General features: G+C 74.6%; 18 protein-coding genes. 12 read left to right on the top strand and 6 right to left on the bottom strand.

What is annotated here, in order from left to right:
* The first annotated feature begins 2 nt into the window (after positions 1-2).
* The 8 genes from Q1A09_RS09145 (at position 3) to Q1A09_RS09180 (ending at position 7,428) form a co-directional block, all read left to right on the top strand.
* On the top strand, positions 3-896 hold the full coding sequence (locus Q1A09_RS09145) for an ABC transporter ATP-binding protein (protein WP_299953833.1): 894 nt from the start codon (positions 3-5) through the stop codon (positions 894-896).
* Positions 893-1,714 carry an ABC transporter permease gene (locus Q1A09_RS09150; protein WP_299953835.1) on the top strand — a complete coding sequence of 274 codons (822 nt, stop codon included), beginning with the start codon at positions 893-895 and terminating at the stop codon, positions 1,712-1,714. Before Q1A09_RS09145 ends, Q1A09_RS09150 begins: the two co-directional genes overlap by 4 nt.
* Before the next feature lie 13 nt (positions 1,715-1,727).
* On the top strand, positions 1,728-2,972 hold the full coding sequence (locus Q1A09_RS09155) for a sensor histidine kinase (RefSeq protein ID WP_299953837.1): 1,245 nt from the start codon (positions 1,728-1,730) through the stop codon (positions 2,970-2,972).
* A complete protein-coding gene (locus Q1A09_RS09160; protein ID WP_299953839.1) occupies positions 2,969-3,610 on the top strand; it encodes a response regulator transcription factor in 642 nt (213 codons plus the stop codon). The genes Q1A09_RS09155 and Q1A09_RS09160 overlap by 4 nt, the downstream gene beginning before the upstream one ends.
* Before the next feature lie 196 nt (positions 3,611-3,806).
* A complete protein-coding gene (ychF, locus tag Q1A09_RS09165; RefSeq protein ID WP_299953841.1) occupies positions 3,807-4,880 on the top strand; it encodes a redox-regulated ATPase YchF in 1,074 nt (357 codons plus the stop codon).
* Positions 4,881-5,026: 146 nt separating this feature from the next.
* Complete coding sequence (locus tag Q1A09_RS09170; protein ID WP_299953843.1) at positions 5,027-6,130, top strand: mandelate racemase/muconate lactonizing enzyme family protein; 1,104 nt, start codon at positions 5,027-5,029, stop codon at positions 6,128-6,130.
* Between the two features lie 328 nt (positions 6,131-6,458).
* The gene (locus Q1A09_RS09175; protein WP_299953846.1) at positions 6,459-6,656 is read left to right on the top strand and encodes a hypothetical protein; all 198 of its coding nucleotides are present in this window, start codon (positions 6,459-6,461) and stop codon (positions 6,654-6,656) included.
* Positions 6,657-6,894: 238 nt separating this feature from the next.
* Positions 6,895-7,428: a YitT family protein gene (locus tag Q1A09_RS09180; RefSeq protein WP_299953849.1), complete on the top strand. Its 534-nt coding sequence runs from the start codon at positions 6,895-6,897 to the stop codon at positions 7,426-7,428.
* Here Q1A09_RS09180 and Q1A09_RS09185 read toward each other — a convergent pair.
* Positions 7,404-8,867, bottom strand: coding sequence for a YdiU family protein (locus Q1A09_RS09185; protein WP_299953852.1), 1,464 nt, complete (start codon positions 8,865-8,867; stop codon positions 7,404-7,406). The genes Q1A09_RS09180 and Q1A09_RS09185 overlap by 25 nt on opposite strands.
* 49 nt (positions 8,868-8,916) lie before the next feature.
* Positions 8,917-10,260 carry a reverse transcriptase family protein gene (locus Q1A09_RS09190; protein WP_299953855.1) on the bottom strand — a complete coding sequence of 448 codons (1,344 nt, stop codon included), beginning with the start codon at positions 10,258-10,260 and terminating at the stop codon, positions 8,917-8,919.
* A gap of 287 nt (positions 10,261-10,547) precedes the next feature.
* On the opposite strand from Q1A09_RS09190, the gene Q1A09_RS09195 reads away from it, so the two are divergent.
* On the top strand, positions 10,548-11,156 hold the full coding sequence (locus Q1A09_RS09195) for a hypothetical protein (protein WP_299953857.1): 609 nt from the start codon (positions 10,548-10,550) through the stop codon (positions 11,154-11,156).
* 28 nt (positions 11,157-11,184) lie between these two features.
* On the opposite strand, the gene Q1A09_RS09200 is transcribed toward Q1A09_RS09195, so the two are convergent.
* Together Q1A09_RS09200 and Q1A09_RS09205 are read right to left on the bottom strand one after the other, a co-directional pair.
* Positions 11,185-11,601: a hypothetical protein gene (locus tag Q1A09_RS09200; protein WP_299953858.1), complete on the bottom strand. Its 417-nt coding sequence runs from the start codon at positions 11,599-11,601 to the stop codon at positions 11,185-11,187.
* A gap of 87 nt (positions 11,602-11,688) precedes the next feature.
* Complete coding sequence (locus Q1A09_RS09205; protein WP_299953860.1) at positions 11,689-12,024, bottom strand: hypothetical protein; 336 nt, start codon at positions 12,022-12,024, stop codon at positions 11,689-11,691.
* A 146-nt stretch (positions 12,025-12,170) separates the two neighbouring features.
* Here Q1A09_RS09205 and Q1A09_RS09210 point away from each other — a divergent pair, with 146 nt between their 5' ends.
* On the top strand, positions 12,171-13,160 hold the full coding sequence (locus tag Q1A09_RS09210) for an LLM class flavin-dependent oxidoreductase (protein WP_299953862.1): 990 nt from the start codon (positions 12,171-12,173) through the stop codon (positions 13,158-13,160).
* A gap of 72 nt (positions 13,161-13,232) precedes the next feature.
* On the opposite strand, the gene Q1A09_RS09215 is transcribed toward Q1A09_RS09210, so the two are convergent.
* Positions 13,233-14,516 carry a C40 family peptidase gene (locus Q1A09_RS09215; protein ID WP_299953864.1) on the bottom strand — a complete coding sequence of 428 codons (1,284 nt, stop codon included), beginning with the start codon at positions 14,514-14,516 and terminating at the stop codon, positions 13,233-13,235.
* Between the two features lie 160 nt (positions 14,517-14,676).
* Between Q1A09_RS09215 and Q1A09_RS09220 the strand changes: the two genes are divergently transcribed.
* Both Q1A09_RS09220 and Q1A09_RS09225 read left to right on the top strand, forming a co-directional pair.
* Positions 14,677-14,874 (top strand): hypothetical protein, encoded by a 198-nt coding sequence (locus Q1A09_RS09220; protein WP_299953866.1) that lies wholly within the window; start codon positions 14,677-14,679, stop codon positions 14,872-14,874.
* Positions 14,875-15,021: 147 nt separating this feature from the next.
* The gene (locus tag Q1A09_RS09225; protein ID WP_299953868.1) at positions 15,022-15,624 is read left to right on the top strand and encodes a GDSL-type esterase/lipase family protein; all 603 of its coding nucleotides are present in this window, start codon (positions 15,022-15,024) and stop codon (positions 15,622-15,624) included.
* Positions 15,625-15,665: 41 nt separating this feature from the next.
* Here the strand turns inward: Q1A09_RS09225 and Q1A09_RS09230 are convergent, their stop codons facing one another.
* Positions 15,666-16,046, bottom strand: a complete 381-nt coding sequence (locus Q1A09_RS09230; protein ID WP_299953870.1) for a thiol-disulfide oxidoreductase DCC family protein — start codon at positions 16,044-16,046, stop codon at positions 15,666-15,668.
* Positions 16,047-16,058: the final 12 nt, after the last annotated feature.

Genomic DNA, 16,058 nt, shown 5'->3' on the forward strand with positions numbered 1-16,058 from the left:
GCATGACGACGACCGAGTGGGCACCGCCCGCCCCGACCACCGCGGACGCCCCCGCCGTGGTCGTGCGCGGGCTGGCGAAGAGCTACGGGGGGAGGGCCGTGCTCGACGGCCTCGACCTGGAGGTGGTCCGCGGGGAGTGCTTCGCCCTGCTCGGGCCCAACGGTGCGGGCAAGACCACCACCATCGAGGTGCTCGAGGGGGTGCGGTCCCGCGATGCCGGCGAGGTCCGGGTGCTCGACGCCGACCCGGCGACCGCCGGCCGCCCCTGGCGGGCCCGGATCGGCGTGGTCAGCCAGGGGGAGGGAGCGGCGCAGGCGCTGACCGTGCGCGAGGCGCTGGACCACTTCGCCGCCTACCACGCCGGTCCCCGTCCCACCGCCGAGCTGCTCGCCGCGGTCGGCCTGGAGGAGAAGGCCGGCACCCGGGTGGGGCGGCTCTCCGGTGGCCAGCGGCGCCGGCTGGCCGTGGCCCTCGGCGTGCAGGGCCGGCCGGAGCTGGTCTTCCTGGACGAGCCGACCACCGGGATGGACCCGGTGGCCCGGCGGCAGTTCTGGGAGCTGGTCCGCGGCCTGCGCGCCGAGGGGACGACGGTGCTGCTGACCACCCACTACCTGGACGAGGCCGCCGAGCTGGCCGACCGGGTCGGGGTGATCGCCGACGGCCGGCTGGTCGAGGTCGGGCCTCCGGCCGAGCTCGGCGCGCAGCTGCGCCGGGTGGCGACCGTGTCCTGGCTCGAGGGCGGCGCCCGCCGTTCGGTGCGCACCGAGGCGCCGGGCGCGGTGCTGCGCGACCTGCTGGCCACCACCCCGCACGAGGTGCCCGGCCTCACCGTCACCCGGCCCGGCCTGGAGGACGTCTACCTGCAGCTCGTCGGCACCCCTGGAGGAGAGCAGTGACCACCACCCTCGTCCGCCCGGCTCCGCCCTCGGCGGCGCGGGTCGCGCTGGCCCGCACCCGGCTGGAGCTGCGGCTGTTCGCCCGGGAACGCCAGCAGGTGGTGTTCTCCTTCGCCTACCCGATCGTGATGATGGTCGTGTTCGGTTCGGTGCTCGGCGGCGACGTGCTGCCCGGCGGCGTCCCGTTCCCGCAGTACTTCCTGGCCGGGATCGCGGCCACCGGCATCATGCTGACCAGCTTCCAGTCGATCGCCACCTCGATCGCCGCGGAGCGCGAGGCAGGTCAGCTCGAGCGCCTGCAGGTGCTCGGCACCCCGCCGGTGGCCTACTTCGCCGGCAAGGCCGGGCTCGTGCTGGTCACGGCGGCGGTGCAGCTGGCCCTGCTGCTGCCGGTGGCGCACTGGGGCTACGACGTCCCGTTGCCCGCGGCCGCGGCCGACTGGGCCACGTTCGGCTGGGTCGCCGTCCTCGGGTCGCTGGCCGGCACGGTGCTGGGCATCGCCGTCGCCGGGCTGCCGGGCAGCGCCCAGTCGCTGACCACCGGGGTGACGGCGTTCGCCGTGGTGCTGCAGTTCTTCAGCGGGGTGTTCTTCGCCTTCCCCGAGCTGCCCGGCTGGATGCAGCAGGTGGCCGCGGTGTTCCCGCTGAAGTGGCTCACCCAGGGCATGCGGTCGGCGTTCCTGCCCGACGAGGCCGCCGCGTTCGAGGTGGCCGGCGGATGGGAGCACGGCAGGACTGCCCTCGTGCTGGTCGCATGGGTGATCATCGGTGTCGTGGTGTGCACCCGGACGTTCCGCTGGCGCTCGGCCGAGCGATGAAGCAGGTCGACCGTTGAGCGTCGCCTCCCGGCTGCAGGCCGCTGTCCTCCCCGCCCGGGGTGAGGACAGCGGTTCGCCGCTGTCCGGGCGCGGCTGGCGGGCCACCGTCGTCGGCTTCCACGTGGCGTTCGTGACGCTGCTGGCCCTCGCGGTGGTCGCCACGCAGGTCGGCCGGGTGGAGGGCTCGACCAGGTGGGCACTGACGGCGCTCGCGGTCCTGGCGGTGGCCTACCTGTTCCTGGGCGCGCCCGCGCTCGCCGAGGAGCGCCCGGCCCACGCGGTCGGCTACCTGACCGTCCTGGTCGCCGTGTTCGGCGTGCTCGGCTGGCAGGCGCCCCAGCTGCTGTTCCTGCTCTTCCTGGCCTATCCGCAGATCTGGTTCCTGGTCGAGTCGCCGCGCCCGGGCACGGTGTGGACGGTGCTGCTCGCCGTGGCCAGCGCGGTGGGCCCGGCGACGGCCTGGACGCGTGGCGCCGAGCCGCTGTCGGAGGTGCTCGACTCGGGCATCGGTCTGGTGTTCAGCGTGGCGCTGGGGGTGTGGGTGAGCCGCGTCCTGCAGCAGAGCCGGGAGCGGGCGCGCCTCATCGCCGAGCTGGAAGCCACCCGCGGGGAGCTCGCCGAGGCCCACCACCATCAGGGCATCGCCGCGGAGCGGGAGCGGTGGGCCCGGGAGGTGCACGACACCCTCGCCCAGGGCTACACCAGCATCGTGGTGCTCGCCCAGACCGCCACCGCCCAGCTGCGCACCGACCCGGACGCCGCCGCCGAGCGGCTGGCGCTGATCGAGGACGTCGCCCGGGACAACCTGGCCGAGGCCCGGGCGATGGTCGCGGCGATCGCCCCGGTGTCGCTGGACTCCGCTTCGCTGCTGGAGGCGCTGCAGCGGCTGGCCGAGCGGTTCGGCCGGGAGACCGGCATCGACACCCGGGTGGACCTGTCGGCGCTGGACGACGCGGGAGCGCTGACCCGGGCGGAGGAGATCGTGCTGCTGCGTGGCGCGCAGGAGGCGCTGGCCAACGTGCGCCGGCACGCGGCGGCGACCTCGGTGGTGCTGCAGGTCAACCGGGTCGGTGCGGGGGAGTCGGGGCAGGTGTCGGTGCACGTCGCGGACGACGGCGTAAGCTTCGACCCGGCGACGGCGCCCGGGGTGGGCCTGGCCGGGCTGCGCGACCGGGCCGCGGAGGTGGGCGGCGCGGTCGACGTCGTCTCCGCGCCGGGGCAGGGCACCCGGGTGACCGTCCGGGTGCCGGCGCCGTGAGCGTGCGGGTGCTGGTGGTCGACGACCACCCGGTGGTGCGCGGCGGCGTGGTCGGCTGGCTCGCCGCCCAGCCGGACATCGAGGTGGTGGGGGAGGCCGGCGACGGGCTGGCGGCGCTGGCCGCGGTCGCCGAGCACGCGCCGGACGTCGTCCTGATGGACCTGCGGATGCCCCGGATGGACGGCGTCACGGCGACCGGCCGCATCGTCGCCGCGCACCCGGGCGTGCGGGTGCTGGTGCTCACCACCTACGACACCGACGCCGACATCGTGCGGGCGGTCGAGGCCGGCGCCACCGGCTACCTGCTCAAGGACACGCCGCTGCCTCAGCTGGCCGACGCGGTGCGCGCGGCGGCCCGCGGGGAGACGGTGCTGGCTCCGCCGGTCGCGGCGAAGCTGGTCTCCCGGATGCGGGCGCCGGGGGTCGAGGCGCCGACGGCCCGGGAGCTGCAGGTGCTGGGCGGCGTGGCGCGCGGGCTGACCAACGCCGAGATCGGCCGGGAGCTGTTCATCGGCGAGGCCACGGTGAAGACCCACCTGCTGCGGGTGTTCACCAAGCTCGGGGTGGACGACCGCACCCGCGCCGTGCTGGTCGCCGTCGAGCGCGGCCTCCTGCCGGGCCCCGGTTCGGCGGGCTGAGCCGACTCACGCCGTCGAGAGGCGTCCTGTCGTCGCATCGTCGACGCGGGACCCGACGACGAGACGACTCCCGACGCCGGCACGGCGGCGCATGGACGGCGTCATCCCGCGGGATCTGCGATCTCGGAGCTGCTCGACCGTTGGGGCCACGAGATCGCAGCACCCGCGCGAGGCGACGTCCGTAAGCTGGTCTCCCGTGAGTCTCACCATCGGGATCGTCGGCCTGCCCAACGTCGGCAAGTCGACCCTCTTCAACGCCCTGACCAAGAACGACGTGCTCGCCGCGAACTACCCGTTCGCCACGATCGAGCCGAACGTCGGCGTGGTGGGCGTGCCCGACCCGCGGCTGGACAGGCTCGCCGAGGTGTTCGGCTCGCAGAAGACCATCCCGGCGACGGTGAGCTTCGTCGACATCGCCGGCATCGTGCGCGGCGCCAGCGAGGGGCAGGGGCTGGGCAACAAGTTCCTGGCCAACATCCGCGAGAGCGACGCGATCTGCCAGGTGATCCGGGTGTTCACCGACCCCGACGTCGTGCACGTCGAGGGCAAGGTCGACCCGGCCGACGACATCGAGACGATCAACACCGAGCTCGTGCTGGCCGACATGCAGACGCTGGAGAAGGCGATCCCGCGGCTGGACAAGGAGTCGCGCAAGGACAAGGAGCGCAAGGCGCTGCACGACGCTGCCGTCGCCGCGCAGGAGGTGCTCAACACCGGCAAGACGCTGTTCGCCGCCGGGGTCGACCCCGAGCCGCTGCGCGAGCTGACCCTGCTGACGACCAAGCCGTTCCTCTACGTCTTCAACGTCGACGCCGACGAGCTGGCCAACACCGCGCAGCTGGACGAGCTGCGGGCGCTCGTCGCCCCGGCCGAGGCGATCTTCCTGGACGCGCAGACCGAGTCCGAGCTGATCGAGCTGCCCGCTGACGAGGCCGCCGAGCTGCTGGCCTCGATCGGTCAGGACGAGCCGGGCCTGGACCAGCTGGCCCGCGTCGGCTTCCGCACCCTGGGCCTGCAGACCTACCTGACCGCCGGCCCCAAGGAGTCGCGGGCCTGGACCATCCCGGTCGGCGCCACCGCACCCGAGGCGGCCGGGGTCATCCACACCGACTTCCAGCGCGGCTTCATCAAGGCCGAGATCGTCGGCTTCGACCAGCTGATGGAGGCCGGGTCGATGGCCGAGGCCAAGTCCAAGGGCTGGGTGCGCATGGAGGGCAAGGACTACGTGATGGCCGACGGCGACGTGGTGGAGTTCCGCTTCAACGTCTGACGCTGCCTGGACCTGCTGCTCAGCCGGTCGTCGGCGTCGTCCGGTCCGCAGCGAGTCCGCCGGATCGTCGAGCCTGACAGCACCAGCAGGGAGGTCCACCAGGAAGCGACGACACCGGCGTCGCCCCGCGGATCGGGAGGACCACCATGCGGATCGCCGAGATCCACCTCTACCAGGTCGACCTGCCGGTGAACGGCAGCGTCTACCGGATGTCCGAGGGCGCGCACAGCGTCCTGGACTCGACGGTCGTGCAGATCGTGTCGGACACCGGCCTCTCCGGATGGGGCGAGACCTGCCCCATCGGCCCGACCCACGCCTCGGCCCACGCCCTCGGCGCCCGCGCGGCCCTGACCCAGATGGCCCCGGGACTGATCGGCCGGACCGTGACCGGACCCGCGGCGGTCCAGCGCGCGATGCACGGTCTGCTGCACGGCCACAACTACGCGAAGGCCGCGATCGACATCGCGGTGCACGACCTGCTCGGCAAGGCCCACGGCCTGAGGGTGTGCGACATGCTCGGCGGCGCGATGACCGATCAGGTCGACTCGTACTGGTCGCTGACGCTCGACGACCCCGACGAGACCGCCCGGGTCGCGGCGGAGAAGGTCGCCGAGGGTTACCCCCGCCTCCAGATGAAGGTCGGTGGACGGCCGGTCGAGGTCGACATCGAGGCGATCCGGAAGGTGTGGGAGGCGACCGGCCGCACACCGCTCGTCGTCGACGCCAACCGGGCGCTGCTCACCCGCGACGTCCTGCGGATCGACCGGGAGTGCGCCGACGTCCCGTTCGTGCTCGAGCAGCCCTGCAACACCATGGAGGAGATCGCCGCGATCCGCGCCCAGCTGGACCACCCGGTCCACCTGGACGAGAGCGCCGAGGACCTCGGTGAGGTGTTGCGGGCGATCTCGCTCGGGGTGTGTGACGGGTTCGGCCTCAAGGTCACCCGCCTCGGCGGCCTCGGGGCCATGGCCACCGTCCGCGACGTCTGCGAGGCACGTTCCCTGCCCCACACCTGCGACGACTCCTGGGGCGGGGACATCATCGCGGCGGCCTGCGTCCACGTCGCCGCGACCGTGCACCCCCGCCTGCTCGAAGGCGTCTGGATCGCCGAGCCCTTCATGGGCCTGCACTACGACTCGGCACACCCGGTCCGGGTCGAGGGCGGCCGCATCCAGGTGCCGACCGGTCCCGGACTCGGCGTCGTCCCCGACGACGGCGCCTTCGGCGATCCCGTCGCATCGTTCAGCTAGATCAGCGCCGCCCTGCCGGGGAGGAGCTCCTCGCTGAGGCGGCGGTGCCTGAGTGGCCCACACCTCACGCGGGCGCCCCTCCCGCGAGCTCGCTGCATCGGGCTGGACGGCCCGCCCGTCGGACACGCCGGCGATGTTCCCGCGTCGTCGTCGTTGGGTCCTCGCCCAGTCGGTCACTGAGCGGTGGGCACCCCGGCGCCTGCCCCGGCGGCCGGGCATGTCTGCCGTGGGATCGTCGTTGGCCTTCAGCAGTGGCGTGGTGCTGCCGATGTGCCCGAGGACCCGACAGTCGGGTCGACCACCAGAACGGCACGACCGAGGAGATGACGTGGACTACCTGAACCGCCTGCGGATGGAACGTCCCGTGCTCTTCTTCGTGGTCCTGCTGGTGGGCTTCTGGGTGGCGTTCCAGCTCGTGCTGTTCCTCGTCGCCCTGGTCATCGGGCCCTTCGGGCTGCCGTCCTGGGCGCCCATCGCGCTCGTGCTGGCCGGCCTCGTCATCGTCGCGAGACGACAGCAGCGCTAGCCGCGGACGACGGCGGCGCCCCGGTGATCGAGATGCCGGACGCCGCCGAGCGGGGATGCTGTGAGGGTCGTCCGCGCAGAGGAGCCCCGTGTCGTCCCGCACCACCGCCGTCCGTGCCCGTCTCCGCCGTTGGACCCCACCGCCTGGACGCGCCCTCCGCTTCGTCGGGGGCCTCGTCCTGTGCGCGCTCGCCGTCTGGACGTCCCTGCAGGTCCAGCTCGGCCTCGCACCGTGGGACATGCTGCACGCCGGTCTGAGCGAGCGGCTGGGGCTGTCCTTCGGCCTGGTCGTGATCCTGGTCGGGCTCGCCGTCCTGGTGCTCTCCGCCGCGCTCGGTGAGCGCCCGGGCATCGGCACGCTGGTCAACGTGCTCGGCGTGGGGTGGGTGATCGACCGGCTGCTGGCCACCTCGTGGCTGGACGGCCTGCCGGACGCCGCCCTGTGGCTGCGGGTGCTGGCCCTGGCCGGGTCCGTGGTGCTGCTCGGTGTCGGCGCCGCGCTCTACATCGGTGCAGCGTTCGGGGCCGGACCGCGGGACAGCCTGATGGTCGCCTGCCACCACCACGGCTGGCCGATCGGCGCCTCCCGGGTGGGCATCGAGGTCACCGTGCTGCTGGTGGGCTGGCTGCTCGGTGGTGCCCTCGGGCTCGGCACGGTGCTGCTGGCGCTGGGCACGGGGCCGGTCGTCCAGCTCACCTTCCGGGTGCTCGGTGAGCAACCGCCCAGCCGCCGGGTCCGCGCGCCGGCTCAGGTGCCGCAGAACGTCCGGTAGGCGCCGAAGTCGACCGGGGCGGGTTCGGCGTACCGCGCCAGCTCGGGGCGCTCGTCGAACGGCCGGGTCACCGCGTCGAGCAGCCCGTGCAGCGGGGCCAGGTCACCGCCGGTGGCCGCCGTCAGGGCCTCCTCGACCAGGTGGTTGCGCGGCACGTAGACCGGGTTGACCCGGTCCATCGCGTCGGCGTCCGGGCCGGTGGCGCGCCAGCGCTCCACCCAGGCGTCGAAGCCGGCGAGGTCGAGGAACAGGTTGCGGGTCGGCTCGGCGTCGCCGCGGGCGACCCGGCCCAGCCCTCGGTAGAACGACGTGTGGTCGACGTGGTCGGCCTGCAGCAGGACCAGCAGGTCGTCGGCGAACGCGCCGACGACGGCGTCGTCCAGGCCCTCGGGCAGGCCCAGCTTGGTCCGCATCCCCGCCGTCCAGGCTGCGTTGTAGTGCGGGCGGAAGGCGCCCAGGGCGTCCACGGCGAGCGCGATCGCGCGCTCCTGGTCGTCGTCGATGAGCGGCAGCAGCGCCTCGGCCAGCCGGGCGAGGTCCCACTCGGCCACCACCGGCTGGTTGCCGTAGGCGTACCGCCCGCCGGTGTCGATCGAGCTGTACACGGTGGCCGGGTCGAAGGCGTCCAGGAAGGCGCACGGCCCGTAGTCGATCGTCTCGCCGGAGATGGTCACGTTGTCGGTGTTCATCACCCCGTGCACGAACCCGACGAGCATCCACTGCGCCACCAGCGACGCCTGGGCGGCGACCACCGACTCGAACAGCGCCAGCGCCGGGCGCTCGGCCGCGGCCGCCTCGGGGTGGTGCCGGGCGATCGCGTGGTCGGCGAGCCGGCGCAGCAGGTCCAGGTCACCGCTCGCCGCGGCGTACTGGAAGCTGCCCACCCGCAGGTGGCTGCTCGCCACCCGGGCCAGGAGGGCGCCGGGCAGCAGCTCCTCGCGGCGCACCGGCCGCCCGGTCGCCACCACGGCGAGCGCGCGGGTGGTGGGGATGCCGAGGGCGTGCATGGCCTCGCTGACGACGTACTCCCGCAGCATCGGCCCGACCGCGGCCAGCCCGTCGCCGCCGCGCGCGAACGGCGTGCGCCCGGAGCCCTTCAGGTGCAGGTCGCGCAGCCGGCCGGCGGGGTCGGTGAGCTCGCCGAGCAGCAGGGCCCGCCCGTCGCCCAGCCGCGGGTTGAACCCGCCGAACTGGTGCCCGGCGTAGGCCTGCGCCACCGGGGTGGCACCCGCCGGGACGTCGGCCCCGACCAGCAGGCGCACGCCGGCGGCGCCGCGCAGGGCCGCGGGGTCCAGCCCGAGCTCGGCGGCGAGCGGCTCGTTGAGCACCAGCAGCTGCGGGTCCGGGGCCTCCTCGGCCTGCCACGGCACGGCCATCTCCGGCAGCTCGTCGGCGAACCGGTGCCCGAGGGGAACGGTCGAGGGCAGGGCGACGCTCATGCCCCCGACGGTACGTCGGACGGCGCGGTCGGCCAGTCGATCAGCGGGGTCAGGTGCCGGCCGACCAGTCGATCCGGTCGGCCAGCGCCCGCAGCCGGGTACCGCTCACCGGGTCCAGCGACGCCGCCCAGGCCACCCGGCCCAGCACGTGGTCGCGGAAGGTGCCCGGGTCGCGCCCGCGCAGCTGGGTGGTCCACCCACGGGTCGCGCAGTTGTGCAGCAGCGCCCGCAGCGCGTCCCGCTCGGCGCGGGACAGTGCGGGCCGGGTGTTCACCACCGCGCCGAGCACCGACTGCCGCCGCGCGTCGCTGGTCACCGACGTCTTGGCCGGGTTCACCCGGAACCCCTCGTCGGCGGCGATCTCGGTCACCAGCTCGGCGAACCGGCCGCGGCCGAGCCCCGGGTCACCGCTGAACGTGAGGTCGTCGACGTAGCGGGTGTACCGGGCGCCGAACGCGTCGGCCAGGCCGGTCAGCCGGCGGTCCAGCCGGGCGCAGGCGAGGTTCGCCAGCGCGGTGGACGTCGGCGCGCCCTGCGGCAGGTGCGGCACGGCCAGCAGCCGGCCGAGCACGTGGTGCCGGTCGCGGGCATCGGCGTCCGCCGGCACCGGCACCGCGCGCCACACCTGTGCCGGCAGCACGGTCGTGACCAGGCCGGTGACCACGTGCGCCACCGGCTCGGGCAGGCCGGCGACGCCGAGCAGCAGCCCGTGCACCCGCCCCGCCGGGATGCTGGCGAAGAAGGCGGTGAGGTCCATCCGCAGCACCACGGCGCGGCCGGCGTGCGGGGCCACCGCCGTCCGCACCGACCGGCCGGGCACGCCGCCGTGCGCGGCGTCGTGCAGCGGGACCGGTGCGAGCACGTGCCGCAGCAGCCGGCGTTGGGCCTCCTTGAGCCGGGGCTTCGGTGCGGCCAGCAGCCGCACCCCGGAAGGGCGCGGCACGACCCGCCAGCGGTAGTGCCGCAGCGGCTCGCCGACGGTGCGCTCCAGCCGGTGGAGGTCGGCGAACCAGGCGAGCTCACCGGCGTCGACGTCCAGCAGCCGGGCGACCGCCGCCTGGTCGGGCAGGTCGGCCACCGGCCAGCGCTGCCAGGCCAGCTCGGTCGGCCGGGGCGCCCACCGCACCACCCGCGGGGGCGCCGCGGCGGTCAGCCCGCGCTGGAAGCCCCGCGTCGTCCGGAGGAAGGCGGCCAGCTCGCGCGGCCGGTCGACCGGTGGGCGGGCGTAGCCGGTCTGCACCTCACCGACCATCGTGCCCACCCAGGTGGCGGCGCGGGCCTGGCCGAGCGCGACGGCCACCCGGCGGACCATCTCCCGCCGCCGCCACGGCCCGGCGAGCAGGGCGGTGCCGATCCCGGCGGCCAGGGCTGCCTGCTGTCGCGGTGCGGTCACCGGTGGGCCGGACGGGGTGCGCGACGGGGTGGCCAGCCGTCCCCTGAGGGATGTGCCGCTGGGTGCGCGGAGCGCGCCGCCTGGCTCATGACGCGATGCCTGACCTGTTCACGATGCCCCGGGGTTGCCCCGGGGTGACCGGCTGCTGCCGATCGTCCTGACCTCCCCGCCGCGCACCCGGCCCACCGTAGGGGTGCCGAGACCCCAGGTGAAGGCCTGGACGACAAGACCCCCGGATACGACAGGATGGGCGCTCCGCAGCATCGCCCGAGCTCAGGAGCCTGCCCGTGACCGTCCCGCACCAGCCCCCGATGACCGTCCCGGCGTTCTTCGTCACGCAGCGGGTCACGATGATGGTGAACCGCTACGAGGTCATCGCCGCCAACCCCGACGGCTCCGCGGGGCAGCTGCTGGCGCTGGCCGAGCAGAAGCGGATGAAGCTCAAGGAAGAGGTCGTCTTCTACGCCGACGAGTCCAAGAGCCGCCGGGTGTTCTCGTTCAAGGCACGCCAGCGCCTCGACGTCGCCGCCGAGCACGACGTGTTCGACGAGCACGGGCAGCGGCTGGGCGAGTTCAGCAAGGAGTTCGGCGCCAGCCTGCTGCGCTCCACCTGGAACCTCTCCGCACCCGGGTTGGTCGCCCGCGGGCAGGAGCGCCGTCCGGTGCTCGCGGTGCTGCGCCGGGTCTGGGGCGTCGTCCCCTACGCCGGCAACGTGCCGGTGCCCTTCGTCTTCCACTTCGACTTCGTCGACACCACCACCGGTGCGCCGGTGCTCACCAGTGAGCGGCAGCGGTCCATCCGTGACCGCTACACCGTCACGGTGCCCGACCCCCGCCTGGACTTCCGGGTCGCCGCCTCGATGGCCGTCGCGCTGGACGCGCTGCAGAGCCGCTGACCGCGCGACGTCCCGGGTACGGGCGGAGCTAGCGGCAGCGGGCCTCCAGCTCGGCGAAGAAGGCGCCGGCCAGGGCGCGGAACCCGGCCTCACGGACGGCGATCTCGTCGCCCACCCGGAGGCCGAGCACGCTGCGGCCGGGGTCCAGCCTGATCCGCCAGTCGGCGATCATCGTGTTGCCGTGCGCCAGTGACCCGGCCAGCAGCCGCACCTCCCTGACGGCCACCTCGTGGTCGTGCACGTCGCCGTCCAGTGCCGCCAGGCCGCGGTACCCGAACCAGTCCGCCAGGACGACGACCAGGTCGTTGAAGAAGACCGGCTCGAAGCGGTGCAGCGCGGCCGGGTCGGTCGTCTCGGCCAGCGCGTGCCAGGCATCGATCCGCTCGTCGACCGCTGCCCGTCGTCCGTCGATCTGGTCCAGTGCGTAGGTGCTCTGACACAACACGGCTGCTCCTCGGTGGATCGCGACGCTGCGTCCAGGGACGACGTCCAGCGTGACAGGCCGAGTGGCCGTACGGAACCGGAACGGGCGTCAGGCCCGGCCGTGCACCGGCTGCAGGCTGCGCAGCGGCGGCAACGGGGGGAGAGGTGTCGGGGTCCGTCGGGCCTGCTCCGGCGTGGGGAGCAGCATGTCCGGCTGGGTGCGCGGGGCCGGCGGCGTCCAGGCCGGTTCCGGCTCCGGCAGGCGGACCTCGGTCAGCGCCAGCCAGCTGGCCCGGCGCAGCCCGCCGATGACGAACTGGACGCGCACCCGGCACGTGCCGTCGGGCTCGTGGCGCCAGCCGACCAGGACGGCGGGGCACCAGCTCCCGTTGAGGTCGAACTCCACGGCCAGGGGCTCGCCCGCGAACGTCGTCATCTCCGGCACGGGCGGACTGTAAGTGAGCGTTCCGTCACGGATCGGCAGGCGCGCGTGGCGCTGTCCCGCCTGTCACATCTGGGCACCGACCTGCCCGGGAAGTGGCGCCCGGTGTCGCGCGTTGGGCTGGACAACCGACTGGAAGGCCCTTCGTCATGCGCATCCCGCTGTCCGTCCTCGACCTCGCCCCGATCGCCCGGGGAGAGACCGTCAGCAGCAGCATCGCGGCCAGCGTCGCCCTCGCCCAGCGTGCCGAGGAGCACGGCTACCGGCGGGTCTGGTACGCCGAGCACCACAACATGCCGACCATCGCCTCCTCGGCGACCAGCGTGCTCATCTCCCACGTCGGGGCGCAGACCAGCAGCATCCGGCTCGGTGCCGGCGGGGTCATGCTGCCCAACCACTCGCCGCTGACCATCGCCGAGCAGTTCGGCACGCTCGAGGCGATGTACCCCGGCCGGATCGACCTGGGCCTGGGCCGCGCCCCGGGGTCGGACCAGAACACCATGTACGCGCTGCGCCGCGACCCGAACTCCGCCGACACCTTCCCGCAGGACGTGCTGGAGCTGCAGGCCTACCTCGCCGGGAAGACCCGGGTGCCCGGCGTCGACGCGATCCCCGGCAGGGGCACGGACGTGCCGCTGTACGTCCTGGGCTCCTCGCTGTTCGGCGCGCACCTGGCCGCCGCCCTGGGCCTGCCCTACGCCTTCGCCAGCCACTTCGCGCCGCAGGCCCTGGAGGCCGCCGTGGCCACCTACCGCTCGGAGTTCAAGCCCTCCGCGCAGCTGGCCGAGCCGTACGTGATCGCCGGGGTCAACGTCATCGCCGCCGACACCACCGCGCAGGCGCAGGAGAACCTGCAGGCGGTGCGCCGGAACATGGCCGTCGGGCTGTTCGGCCGGGGCCGGACGTTCACCGACGAGGAGGCCGACCTGCTGCTCGAGCAGGGCGCCGGCCAGCACGTCAGCTCGATGTTCACCTACGCCGCGATCGGCACCGCGCACGAGATCGGCGACTACCTCGAGGGCTTCCTGAAGCAGGCCGACGCCGACGAGCTGATCGTCGCCCACCAGTCGCCGACCACCGAGGGCCGGCTCCGCTCGGTCACCCTCACCGCCGAGGCGCTGGAGTCGGTCAGCGCCTGACGACGCACAACTGGACACCGGCGGCCCAGGACTCCACGAGTCCTGGGCCGCCGGTGTCCAGCAGGGATGCGTTCAGGCGCTGGGCCGGGCCCCGCCGATGAAGCCGCCCCACCGCATCGAGGTGACCCGGATGACCGAGCCGCTCTGCGGCGCCTCCAGGATCTGGCCGCCGCCGAGGTAGATGGCGACGTGGTGGATGGTCGAGGGGTTGCTGGTGTTGGTGGCCCAGAAGACCAGGTCGCCGCGCTGCAGGTCCGACCGGCTGACCTTGGGCAGCGCCTGGTACTGGGCACTGCTGTTGCGGGGGATGGAGACGCCGGCCTGGGCGTAGGCGTAGCGGGTCAGGCCCGAGCAGTCGAAGCCGACGATCCCGGCGTCCACGCCCCAGCCCATGCTCGGGCCGCTGAGCGAGCCGCCGCCCCAGGAGTAGATGGTGCCGAGGTACCGGCGCGCCGCGGAGATCGCCGTCTCCACGGCCGAGGAGTCACCGGCGCCGGCGTTCGAGACGAGCTGGTGGGTGCCCGCCGAGGAGCTGCTGGTGGTGGACCGGGCGGCAGCCGCCTGGGCGGCGGCGGCCTGCTGGGCGGCGTACTGCTGGGCGGCGGCGCGGGCGCCCTGCAGCCCGAGCAGCGTCTCCTGGGCCTGCTGCAGCTGCTGCTGCACGGTGGCCTGCTGGGTGGCCAGCGCGCCGGCCTGGGCCCGGGCGCTCGCCTCGAGCTGCTCGGCGACCGCGAGCGCGTCGGCGGCCTCCTGCTCCAGCGTCGCGGCCGCGGCGAGCGCGGTCTGCGCGGCGGCGTCGGCCGTGCGGGCCTGCTGCTCGGCGGCGGTGACCTGCACGACCACGTCGCCCTGGTGGGCGCCGGCGGCCTCCAGCAGCGCCGCCCGCTCCAGCATCTGCGCGGGCCCGTCGGCGGTGGTCAGCGCCTCGAGCGTGGGGTTGGTGCTGCCCTGCACGTAGCTCTGCCGGGCGAAGTCGGCGACGTTGCTCCGAGCGATGGCCAGCTCGGCCTCGGCCTGGCGGGCGGCGGCGGTCGCGGCGTCGGCGGCGGCCTGGGCCGCCTCGTGCTCGGCCTGCTTGCCCTGGAAGGTGTCCAGGGCGATCGCCGACTGCGCGCGGGCGGCGTCGACCTCGGCCTGGGCGCTGGCCAGCTGGGCGGAGAGCGCGCCGACCTGCTGCGCGGCGGCGTCCTTCTGCTGCTGGGCGGCGCCGAGCTGGGCGTCGGAGGGGTTGGTCGGCGTGGCGGAGGCGACCCCGGGAGCTGCCCCCAGGCACAGCGCCGCTGCGACGAGGACCCCCGCCACGCGGCGCGCCGGACGGGTGCCGGTCGCTGCCTCGTTCGTCGTCCTGGTGCGCATCGTCTCGCCTCTCACTCTCGTGGGTGTCGCCCGTCCGGGTGACCTGATCAAGAGGTCGGCCGATTGCGGAGAGTGCTTGAGGGATTTCTCTGTGTTGAGTTGGCGAAAGCAACCCGGGCCTCGGGAGTCGGCGCCGGAGGCACGGACGACGATGGACCTCATGAACGTCTTCACCGACTACGCCGAGACGCACTGGGTCCCGATCAACGGCGACATGGTGACCGTGCAGACCATCGACACCGCCGGACGACGGGAGACGCACGTGCTGTCGGTGCCCGACGCACTCGCCCAGTTCAAGGTCAAGTACCCCTTCGTGGACGACGCCCAGGCCGCCGCCCTCTTCGCCCAGGGCGGTTGATCGAAGGAACCCGGTGCCCCCCCACGCCTCGCAGGCTCAGCGCGGGCCCCTGCACCGGGGCCGGGGGCGAGCCTCCGGACGGGGCCGCGAGGCGGCGGGGCCGCGGGCTGCGGGATGGGGCGTGGGGGAGCGGGCGTTGGAGGAGGTGTGCGCTTCCTCGTCCTCGGTGACTCCCTGGCCTTCGGCACCGGTGCGGCCACCCCGCACGACACCCTCGGCGCCCGGCTGACCCGCGCGCTGCGGCAGGCCGGGCACGACCCCGAACTGCAGGTGCTCGCCGTCCCCGGCGCCACCTCCCTCGACCTCGCCGCCCAGGTCCGCCGGGTGACCGGGCCCGTCGACCTCGCGCTGCTGGTGGTCGGGGCCAACGACCTCACCCGTCAGGTGCCGCCCGCGCAGGCGGCCGCGGCACTCGGGCACGCGGTCGGCGTGCTGGGGGAGCGGGGCGCCACGGTGCTCGTCGTGCCCACCCCGGACCTGTCGTCGGTGGCCTGGGTGCCGCCGGCCTTCCGGGCGGTCGTCGCCGGCATCTGCGACCAGCTGCGCGCGCGGCAGACCCTCGCCGCCGAGTCGGCCGGCGCGGTCGTCGCGCCGGTGGCCCCGGAGCTGTCCCGCCGGTTCGCCGCCGACCCGGCGCTGTTCTCCGCCGACCGTTTCCACCCGTCCTCGGCCGGCTACGCGCTCGTGGCCGAGGCCCTCGCCCCGCGGTTGCTCGAGCTCGCCGGCCGACGCCAGGAGGGCGCCGCCTGAGTCAGGCCGCGTCGCGCTGAGTCACGCCGCGTCCCGCGGAGTCACGCCGCGTCCCGCGGGGGCACCCGGCAGGCCGCGGTGCCCCCGGGCAGCCGGTACCGGTTCGCGGCGACCAGGCGGTAGCCGGCCGCGGCCACCCACCGCACCGGCGGCAGCGAGAGCAGCACACCGAGCGCGGCCCACGGCGCACCCGCGGCCCGCAGCGCCCGGGCCACCGCGGCGGCCCCACCGGAGACCGCGCCGTCGCCGTCGACCCACAGCACCTCGGTCTGCGCCCGCTCGGCGGTCACCCCGAGCGCCGGCAGGTCGGCGAACTGCCACGCCACGACCGCGCAGCCGGCCGGGAGCACCCGCCGCGCGACCTCGGCCGACCGGGTGCAGAAGGCGCAGTCACCGTCGAAGACGAGCGTGGGCGTGGGCACCCCGCCATCGTG

Origin of the sequence: uncultured Modestobacter sp. (genome assembly GCF_947486615.1) — a bacterium.
Classification (GTDB): Bacteria; Actinomycetota; Actinomycetes; order Mycobacteriales; family Geodermatophilaceae; genus Modestobacter.

Coding starts and splice junctions, on each gene's coding strand:
- Q1A09_RS09145 (WP_299953833.1), top strand. CDS start 3: ATGACGACGACCGAGTGGGCACCGCCCGCCCCGACCACCGCGGACGCC.
- Q1A09_RS09170 (WP_299953843.1), top strand. CDS start 5,027: ATGCGGATCGCCGAGATCCACCTCTACCAGGTCGACCTGCCGGTGAAC.
- Q1A09_RS09180 (WP_299953849.1), top strand. CDS start 6,895: ATGCTGCACGCCGGTCTGAGCGAGCGGCTGGGGCTGTCCTTCGGCCTG.
- Q1A09_RS09185 (WP_299953852.1), bottom strand. CDS start 8,867: ATGAGCGTCGCCCTGCCCTCGACCGTTCCCCTCGGGCACCGGTTCGCC.
- Q1A09_RS09210 (WP_299953862.1), top strand. CDS start 12,171: ATGCGCATCCCGCTGTCCGTCCTCGACCTCGCCCCGATCGCCCGGGGA.
- Q1A09_RS09215 (WP_299953864.1), bottom strand. CDS start 14,516: ATGCGCACCAGGACGACGAACGAGGCAGCGACCGGCACCCGTCCGGCG.
- Q1A09_RS09220 (WP_299953866.1), top strand. CDS start 14,677: ATGAACGTCTTCACCGACTACGCCGAGACGCACTGGGTCCCGATCAAC.